Source organism: Patescibacteria group bacterium (assembly GCA_041667185.1).
Classification (GTDB): domain Bacteria; phylum Patescibacteriota; class Patescibacteriia; order SG8-24; family SG8-24; genus JBAYFM01.
Genome location: JBAYFM010000001.1, coordinates 127191 through 134135 on the forward strand (window position 1 = coordinate 127191; position 6945 = coordinate 134135).

The following is a 6945-nucleotide window of genomic DNA, read 5'->3' on the forward strand; positions in this document are numbered from 1 at the left end:
GGTGCATCTCAGGTTCAGGCTATTCCATTGTGTTTCAACTTAAATCGTAATTTTTCCGACCGCGTTTCTCCGTAATCAGAAACCATGAGGGAAAAGCGGCGCGCTGCCGTCATCCGCTAGGCCGTCCGGTCCCATCGGAAGCTGCTCGACAGTACGCGGCCACGGTAAGGGCAAGGTGCCGGTGAACGGCGACGCGCCAAAAAGCATGTCGGCGACTCCTTCGCCTTCGCTTCCGGGGAGCCAGGCAGCTACTGCCGCGTCCCATGTCGGAATTTCGTCCGTAATGATGAGTGGTCTGCCGGTGACAAGGATTACGACGATTTTTCTGCTCGCCTTCCGAAGATTCGCGATCGCGGCCAGGTCGGCGTCGTCGAGACGTGGTTGCGCGTTGTCTCCCCATCCTTCCGCATACGGTTTTTCCCCCACGACCGCGATCCCCACGTCAGCGACGTCGTTTTCTTGGAAGTCCCCCCTCAGGTCGTATTCGATGGCCGTTTGTTTGCCCGCGGCGGCACGGATGCCCGCGAGGATGGACGTCGCACCCGGAAGCCAGTTCCCGTCGATTCCCTGCCACTCGACCGTCCATCCGCCAGCCTGTCTGCCTATGTTGTCTGCTGCGCCTCCTGCCACTCGGATAAGGCGTGCGTCGGACGAAATAGGAAGCGTTTTGTTCCGATTCTTGAGCAGCACAAGCGAACGCTGAACCGCTTCCCGCGCGATCGCACGATGTTCTTGCGAGCCGACGACTTCAAGACCAGGCACCGTCGCACCTTGTTCGTCAAAAAGACCCATCGCAAATTTCGCGCGGAGGATGCGACGCACGGCGTCATCGATGCGCGATTGCGGAATGTCGCCGTTGACGACCGCTTCGCGCATGTCTGAGGCGAATCCTCCGTAGTCGAATGGGAGCATGGCCATGTCGATGCCGGCGTTGACGGCGGAAACGAGCGAACGGTAATCGTTCCTTGAGATCGCATACACTCCGTACCAATCGGACACCACGAATCCCCGGAAGCCCAGTTCCTTTTTGAGCACGTCCGTCAGAAGATATCTGTTCGCTGAAATGTCATTGCCTCCCCAGGAGGCAAGTCCGGCCATGACGCTTATCGCGCCTGCGTCGAGCGCCGCGCGGTACGGCGGCAGATATGCGTCGCTCATCGCCACGGGGTCATCGTCCGGCACGACGCCTTGGTCGATATGAAAGTCATTGTTGGTCGACGTCCCCCAGGTCATGCTCCCCAGCCCGATGTAGTGCTTTGCTGTCGCCAGTACGTCGATCCGGTCGTCCTTTCCGGAAACGCGCTGTAAACCTCGGATATATGCCGTTCCGATGGAGCTGGCGCGTTCGGGGTCGTCCGAGAACGTTTCGTAAATCCTTCCCCATCGGATATCCTTCGGCAGGTCGAACGTCGGCGAAAAATGCCATCGGACGCCCATCGCAGCTGATTCTTCGGCGGTCGCGCGCGCGATGCGTTCCGTCAGCCCGGGGTCATTCGCTGCTCCGAGTCCGATGAAGTGCGGGAACACCGTCGCGCCCGGCACGTTGCCATTCCCATGATTAGCATCCGTTCCATACAGCAGGGGAATGCCGAGCCGCGTCCCGCGCGCCGCGTCAGTGAACCGTTCGACCATCTCCTTCCATCCCTTTGGAGTATTGTCGTCCGGCTTTCCGCCAGCGCCACTCAGGACCGCGCCTATCCCGTATATGACAATATCTTCCGTTTTCTTGAGACTGTTTTTTTCCACGAGCGCCATCTGCCCGATTTTCTCATCGAGCGTCATACGGCCGAGCAGATCCTTCACGCGATCCTCGACCGGAAGTGAAGCATCGTGATACCCTGCTTCTTTCGGCGGAGCGGGTGCGGTAGAATCGGGTGCGAATAATCTCGATAAAAGTATCGCCCCCACGATTAAGGTCGTGCTCAGCGCGGCAAAAGCGACTATTTTTTTCCACGAAAAGGTGATCATATGTTGTATCTTAGTAGAATCTTAGCATCTTTACGGCATTTTTTGGCATTCACTGACCCCGTCCCGACCGGGACGTGTCGGCCTTGTCGTTAACGAACCCCGGAAAATATCCAAAAATCCGGCAGGCGCAACCTGGCGGATTTTTGATTATCCTGATGATTAGCAGATTATTCCGCGTCTGGCGTTGGCCGGGTTCACTTCGCCAGTGGGGCGCCTTGCGGGAAGGCGTCCAGTTCCGCCTGTGCCAGCACCTTCACTTTTTTCAGGCTGTAGCCGCGGCGTTTGAAGGCAGTGTCGGTCAGCGGGCGCAATTTACCCGCTGAGACCAGATAGACGGTCGCGGCGGCATCGCTTTTCACCAGCGTCCCTTCGCGCAGCGCGACCGGGAGGTCTGCTGGCCAATCATTCGCGACCGCGGCTTCGAACGTGAAGTCCGGAGTCATGCCGCGCTGGGCGGCGACGAGCGGGTAGATCCGATGTTTGGCGCCTTTCCGGAAAAGATAGAATTCCTTCGTGCCAGCGATCTGGAAATAAGTGTTGTCCGCCGGTTCGGCATAGCCGCCCTTGGCGAAAGCGGCGATCTCGTAGTCGGGCAGCGTGACGACCTGCTTGGGATTGAGCCGGAGATTCTTGATCAATTCCGCCGTCAGCCGGCGCAGCTGGCCGTTCTTGACGGTGTAGATGGCCGTGGTGGCGGCGCTTTTCACAAGCGTGTTGTCCCGGGGCGGCACAGCGATCCCATCCGGCCAGCCGCTCACGATGCCGGCTTCAAAGCGATAATCAGGCGTGATGCGCCGCTGTTTGGCCACGAAGGGGAAGATCGGATGTTTCGCCCCGTTCTTGAAGATGAACAGTTCCGGCGAATCGCCGATGGAGAAATACGTCAGTTCGCGCGGGGTCGAAGGCGGGCCGAGGGGGATGGAGGCCATTTCGTCGATCGTCTCGAGCGTCACGACGTCTTTCTGTCTGAAGCCCAGGTTCTTGAACAGTTCGGGCGTGAGCGGCAGGCGGCGCCCCTCGCTCATGACGTACAGACCGCTGTCGGATCGGGCTTTGATGAGGGTTCCGGAGAGCGGGGCGACGTAGCCCTGCTTGGGATACAGCGCGATCTCGTCGTCCGCGATCTTTTGCATGAGTTTGGCCGCCTCACGCTGGCGGAAAGTGAAGAGGCTGAATTTTTTCAGCGAACCGTTTTCGACCAGGTACACGTTGACGTCCGTCAGTCCGCGCAGGATCGTGCCGTCGGTCGGGGTCAGCTGGGAGCCGGGCGTGAACAGCGCGGCTTCCTCGGGTGCGACCGGCAGCGGCGTGATCGCGCTCAGCTTCCTTTGCGCGAGGACAAAACTCGTGACCGGATGCATGACGCCGTCCAGGAACGCGAAAAGCTTGTTGTCGGCGATGATGACCGTGTTGTCAGCCGGGCCGTAGGCGGGTCCGGGCGGGTAGTCGTTCAGTTCGTTCGGCGAGGCCTTCACGGCGGCGGCCAGATCGAGCTGGCGCGACGCAGCCACGAAATTCGGCACGCGCTGCCGCAAGCCGTCCTGAATGATGTAGGTCAATCCGTCGGCCGCGGACGACAGCAGCGTACCGTTGGAATATTTGAACCAGGACGTGAAGAAATTCCAGAAATTATAGTTGCCGTTGAAGACATGCGGCGTGTAGCGATAGAGCGCGGCCGTGGCCGAATTGCCGATGGTCACCGTCTGCTGCGTCGGAATGCCGAGGAAATCGCCGAGGGTGTTGTCGAGAGTGATCCGGTCGCCGATCCTTGCCGGGACGCCGTTGATGCTCGGGCCGCGCCCGCCGGGCGTGGCGAAGGATCGCATCAGCGATTTGGCCGCTCCGAGATACCGGTTGCCGCTCGTGTCGAGATTGCCGAACAGCTGGTAGTAAAAACCGGGGAACAGGTTTCCGCATCCGGAGCTGTCGGGGCAGTCGAAACCCATCGCGTGATTGAGCGCCCGCTGGAGCTGTGATCGCTCGTAACAGGACGCGGCGGTGACGAGACCTTGCTCCTTGTTCAGGGTGACCAGGATGACCTGGGGATTGAGGCCGCTGGTCTGGGAGGCGTCCCAGATCAGTTCCGCGGCCGTTCGCAGCCGTCCGAGGTTCCAGCCGGGATCGCCGAGCGCGAATTTGAGGTACGGGTCGGCTGGTTCGTTGAGCCGCGCCAGAAAATCCAGCGAGACATCCGCCAGGATACTGTTCTTCGATTCCAGGAATTTCTGGACTCCCTCCGCGCCGCCCAGGGCCCGCGTATCGCTAAAAGACCGGTCCTGGATCAGGACGTTCGGATCGAATCCCTGGCGCACATCCTGCGCCCGCACCGCGGCCGGGCCGGACAATAGGAAGACGCCGAGGAGTAGGAAGAGGGTTGTTTTTTTCATAGGCATTGGCCGTTCGCGGCTGATCTTCAGCTTGGCCAGTCTTTAGTCTACCAACCTTGACGCCGGAACAAAAGCCAGCGGCCAGGCTGGCGGCGGGGGAGCGGTATTTCCGGGACCAGGGCGATAAGCCGCCAGGGACCACTCCTCGACGCGGCGAGGAATCTACCTGGCGGGGCTGGAACGCCGTACTGCCTCAAGTTCTCCGTTTTCAATGATGAAACAGTCGGAGCTCCAGCCGCGAAGCCATCGCTCCATCTCTTCGTATCTTCGCTACGTCGTTCGCGAACGACGTAGCTCCACATCTCCCTCGCCTCACCTCTTCACCGTTTACTCGCTTCCTTGCTTCACTGCTCCTTGTTTCAGGTTATTTCGGCCTTAAAGAGCGTTTGTTGCTTCCAAGCGCTAAGTTACCCCCATAGCGATTCTTGCGGTCCCTCTTGATCTTTGATAAAATAACTATGCAGTCGCAAAATAAGGGCTGCATAAGGCATCGCCCGGAGGGGGGCCTGTTGCCATGAATACACAAAAATTCGGACGGTCAGTTTGTTTCGTTGTGTTTCGGTTTTGGATCACGGCCAAAGATCTTGAGTTTGTTAATACACGCCCTAAATAAATAGGGGCGATTTTTTTTATTTTTATCCGTCAGTCATATGTAAGTCTCATGAACAGTCGTCTAATAAATCGAAACGAATACCAATCGTTTATGTCTAAAAAGTATTTTATCAAGCCGCTGCGGACGTCAGTGTTCGCAGCGCTTGCCCTGATGATCGGGCTCTTGGGCGCGACCGATGTCGCGAAAGCAACGGGCTCCCAGGGTAAGTTCGCTGCCGGCACCAACTTCTCTCTTGCGGTCAAGTCCGACGGCACAGTCTGGGCTTCGGGTTATAATGCGCTTGGCCAGCTGGGCGACGGCACTACCACGAACCGACTGACCCCTGTGCAGGTGTCCGGCCTCTCGGGTGTGATCGTCGTGGGCGCAGGCTTCAATCATTCCCTTGCGGTCAAGTCCGACGGCACAGTCTGGGCCTGGGGTTCGAACGATCGCAAACAAGTGCGGGGCGACAGCCTTGCCGCTAGCTACCTCACCCCGGTCCAGGTTCCCGGCCTCTCGGGCGTGATCGCTGTTACTGGTGGTTTTTATCATTCCCTCGCTCTTAAGTCCGACGGCACGGTTTGGGCTTGGGGAAATAACGGTATAGCCCAGTTAGGCAATGCGTCTGCGACTGGCGTCCCGGCCGAGGTTCCCGGCCTCTCGGGCGTGATCGCTATCACTGCTGGTTACGGTCATAACCTCGCTCTTAAGTCCGACGGCACGGTCTGGGCTTGGGGATATGGCAACTATGGCCAACTGGGCGATGGTACCAACATGCAACGGTACGCCCCAGCCGAGGTTCCCGGACTCTCGGGCGTGGTTGACGTGGCTGCAGGTACGAATCATTCCCTCGCTCTTAAGTCCGACGGCACGGTCTGGGCTTGGGGTATGAACGTTGCTGGTCAGCTCGGGGACAGCACTCTCACCGATCGTTGGAGCCCGGTCCAGGTTCAGAACCTCTCGGGCGTGGTCAGCATCGCTGCAACTTCCAGTGGTTATGGCTCTTTTGCCATCAAGTCCGACGGCACGGTCTGGGCCTGGGGAAGGTCCTTGCTCGGCGATGGCAGTAGCGTCCTTGTTGACCGACCACTGGCCGTCCAGGTTCTCGGCCTCTCGGGCGTTGAGGATATCCAGTGTGGCTATAACTGGTACATGGCATCCAAGTCCGACGGCACGGTCTGGGGCTGGGGGCAGAACTCCCAGGGCCAGTTGGGCAACGGCACTACTACGACCCAAACCGTCCCGGCCCGGGTGTTGAGTCAGATATTTGTTTTCACCGATACCATCGCTCCGTCTTTGTCGGTCACTCAGCCGAGCATCTTCGGAAATGTGGTGACTTCCTCGGCGACGATCGACTTCGCTGGCACGGTCTCTGATGCTGGCGGGTCTGGATTGGCCTCGGTCAAGGTCATGCCCATGGGCGGCATGATGATGCAGCAGATCTGCACCGTCGTCGGCAATAATTGGAGCTGTCCGGCCGTCTCCCTGGCTCAGGAGGGCAACAATCAGTTCTACGTCACCGCTTCGGACAATGCTGGTAACAGCACCATGGTGCCGAACATCACGGTCAGCAAGGACAGCATCGCTCCGACACTGACGATCTCTGTTCCGGCGAATGGCGCGTCGATGGCGTCTTCTTCAATGCAGATCCAGGGTCAATACTTGGATTCCGCGAACACCATGTCGGGCGGCGTAACAGTGACCGGAGCCGTATCTCTGGAATGCAATACCAGTCAGGTACCGCCGGCACCGCCGTATAGATTCAGTTTTATCTGTTGGGTTCAATTGTCCGAGGGTGTTAATACGCTGGTGGTCACGGGAAGAGACGTCGCTGGCAACGTTGGCACAGCCTCGGTCACGGTCACACCCGACACCATGCCCCCGGTCGTCGCCATCTCGGCCCCGGATAACGGCTTCCTGACCAATCAGTCTTCAGTCGCGGTCGCCTGGACGGTCGACGGCGTCGCCCAGACCACTCAGCGCACCGAGAGCCTGGTC

Annotated in this window: 3 protein-coding genes; 1 reads left to right on the plus strand and 2 read right to left on the minus strand. The window is 59.1% G+C overall.

Annotated features, from left to right (window positions below; translation table 11 throughout):
* Positions 1-75 precede the first annotated feature (75 nt).
* Complete coding sequence (locus WCT10_00645) at positions 76-1968, minus strand: glycoside hydrolase family 3 N-terminal domain-containing protein (GenBank protein ID MFA6603330.1); 1893 nt, start codon at positions 1966-1968, stop codon at positions 76-78.
* Positions 1969-2162: 194 nt separating this feature from the next.
* A complete protein-coding gene (locus tag WCT10_00650) occupies positions 2163-4355 on the minus strand; it encodes a hypothetical protein (protein MFA6603331.1) in 2193 nt (730 codons plus the stop codon).
* A 661-nt stretch (positions 4356-5016) separates the two neighbouring features.
* Here WCT10_00650 and WCT10_00655 point away from each other — a divergent pair.
* On the plus strand, positions 5017-6945 hold a 1929-nt coding region (locus tag WCT10_00655; protein MFA6603332.1), incomplete at its 3' end, for a hypothetical protein.

What these genes read in the sequence shown, in the direction of transcription:
- WCT10_00645 (MFA6603330.1), bottom strand. Translation starts at nt 1,968, where the DNA reads ATGATCACCTTTTCGTGGAAAAAAATAGTCGCTTTTGCCGCGCTGAGC.
- WCT10_00650 (MFA6603331.1), bottom strand. Translation starts at nt 4,355, where the DNA reads ATGAAAAAAACAACCCTCTTCCTACTCCTCGGCGTCTTCCTATTGTCC.